The sequence below is a fragment of the Methanoregula sp. genome, assembly GCF_002835825.1.
In the GTDB taxonomy this organism is placed as follows: Archaea; Halobacteriota; Methanomicrobia; order Methanomicrobiales; family Methanospirillaceae; genus Methanoregula.
In genome coordinates this window covers 1-1,734 of the sequence record NZ_PIZH01000433.1, presented here as the reverse complement: position 1 = coordinate 1,734, position 1,734 = coordinate 1, and the positions used below count along the sequence as shown (strand labels likewise).

Here is a 1,734-nt window from a genome sequence, read left to right as displayed (position 1 = left end):
GGGTCTCGCCAAGGAAAGCGTATCTGCTGAAACGACGGGTGTAATCGACCCGTTTTTATGATTGGAGCGCACACGTAAGTTATGCCTGCAAGCATTCAACACCCATCAGCAATCTCGGTTTGCCCAAACCGCGGTTTCTGCACAGCGGACTGTCCGCAGCGACCGACATGCACCAAGACCCGGATCCCTCTTCTCATCCCGGCGATTGTGATACACTACCGGACCGGGCGGATCTACCCGGACGAGTACATCAACGAACTCGCCCAGGTCAAGCAGGAAAAGGTAGATCTCGCGTGCCACCAGGGTGTCACGGATTTCCTGCGTGTTTGTCGCTCTAATGTGAAAATGGGAGCCGTATAGGAGTGCCATCATGGGGGCACCGCAGGAACGAGCATATTTTCGATATAATCGGGTTGGTAAACCGTACCTTGTGCGACGTATCCGCGTCGGTAACCAGCGAAAAGAACAATGGATCCCGCTCGACGAGATTGACCGCGAAACCCTTGCGACCGCCCTGAAGATCAAGGACGAGGTCAAGGAGCAAACGGTTCAGGTCCCGTGCACCAATCCCAAGTGCAAGAAGACTATTCCGATGACCAAGAAACAGCTCGAGGAATTTTTCATCAGTTCGAAGAAGCGGTACGACATGATTATCTTCCCATTCTGCAGCACAGCGTGCCGGGCCGAGATGCTCGCACAACATGGGGGTGGACCAACTGACCATCAGGGATGAGAACCACATCCCCCGTATGGTAGCACGGACGAATGCGGCCTGGGGACGGGTCGCAGAAAAGGTAGGCGAATACCTTGCCGACAAGATTGAAAAGAAGATTCTCAGCCAGGATCCCACGTGGCCTCCGAACGCCCCGGCAACAATCCGGGCAAAGAAGAGCTCAAAGGTGTATATCAATACCGGTGAACTGTTCGACCTGATCCAGAGCCAGCGGATTGCACGGGGGAAAGATGAAACCGTTATCGAGGTGGGGATCTTCGAACACGAGAAAGGTCTGGTTGCCCATTTCCTCGAGTTCGGTACCGAATACATTCCGGAACGCCCGTTGTTACGACTGGTCTTCGAAGAGCAAAAGGACAACCTTGTCAAGCTCGTCGAGAAGTGGTACTGGGAAGAGATTGCCAGATATTGACCGCTCTTTATTTACCGCCCCGGCGCTCGTTTTTTCATGGAGAATAGCGACCACGATCTGCTCATTCGTCTCGACGAAAAGATGGACTCTGTCCTGAAGGCGCTGGCAGATGGGAATACGTGCATGAAAGATCATGAGATCCGGATCAATGCACTGGAGTCGAACGAGGATGTCCGGCGCGGTGCCGAGAAACACGCTACAAGAACCGCAGCAATAATTTCCCTGGTAATATCCACGGTGGTCGGTGTTGCAGCCTTCCTCTTGAATCTGTATCGAGGTACATAGGATGATCTCGGAGAATGACAAGGCAGCAGTTTTTCAGAGCATCCCGAAAGAGATCGTGGTTGGGGAAGAGACTTATGATGTCTATGTCGACTATGCAAGCCGGTGTAAAGTATCGGAAAATCTCAAAGATTACCCTCTTGTAGTCACAATCAGGTACTTTGGAGACCATCGCGACGAGGTCGCATCTCCGACCAACAACCTCCTCAGGAAAGAGACTGTAGGGGCAAATATCCGGTATGTCAAAGGTGAGATTGAGCAGGCCACGCTCTCTATCAATGTGCAGGCTCGGCACAACCCTCCCAAT

General features: G+C 52.7%; 5 protein-coding genes. All 5 read left to right on the top strand.

What is annotated here, in order from left to right; translation table 11 throughout:
- The first annotated feature begins 207 nt into the window (after positions 1–207).
- On the top strand, positions 208–360 hold the full coding sequence (locus tag CW742_RS11950) for a hypothetical protein (protein ID WP_292420672.1): 153 nt from the start codon (positions 208–210) through the stop codon (positions 358–360).
- 70 nt (positions 361–430) lie between these two features.
- Positions 431–733: a hypothetical protein gene (locus CW742_RS11945; protein ID WP_292420670.1), complete on the top strand. Its 303-nt coding sequence runs from the start codon at positions 431–433 to the stop codon at positions 731–733.
- A complete protein-coding gene (locus CW742_RS11940) occupies positions 702–1,145 on the top strand; it encodes a hypothetical protein (RefSeq protein ID WP_292420668.1) in 444 nt (147 codons plus the stop codon). Before CW742_RS11945 ends, CW742_RS11940 begins: the two co-directional genes overlap by 32 nt.
- Before the next feature lie 36 nt (positions 1,146–1,181).
- Positions 1,182–1,430 carry a hypothetical protein gene (locus CW742_RS11935; protein ID WP_292420666.1) on the top strand — a complete coding sequence of 83 codons (249 nt, stop codon included), beginning with the start codon at positions 1,182–1,184 and terminating at the stop codon, positions 1,428–1,430.
- Between the two features lies 1 nt (position 1,431).
- Positions 1,432–1,734: hypothetical protein (locus CW742_RS11930; protein ID WP_292420664.1), on the top strand; the 303-nt coding region annotated here is incomplete at its 3' end.

Excerpts from the sequence above, each read along its gene's own strand:
- CW742_RS11935 (WP_292420666.1), top strand. The coding sequence starts at position 1,182 with ATGGAGAATAGCGACCACGATCTGCTCATTCGTCTCGACGAAAAGATG.
- CW742_RS11940 (WP_292420668.1), top strand. The coding sequence starts at position 702 with ATGGGGGTGGACCAACTGACCATCAGGGATGAGAACCACATCCCCCGT.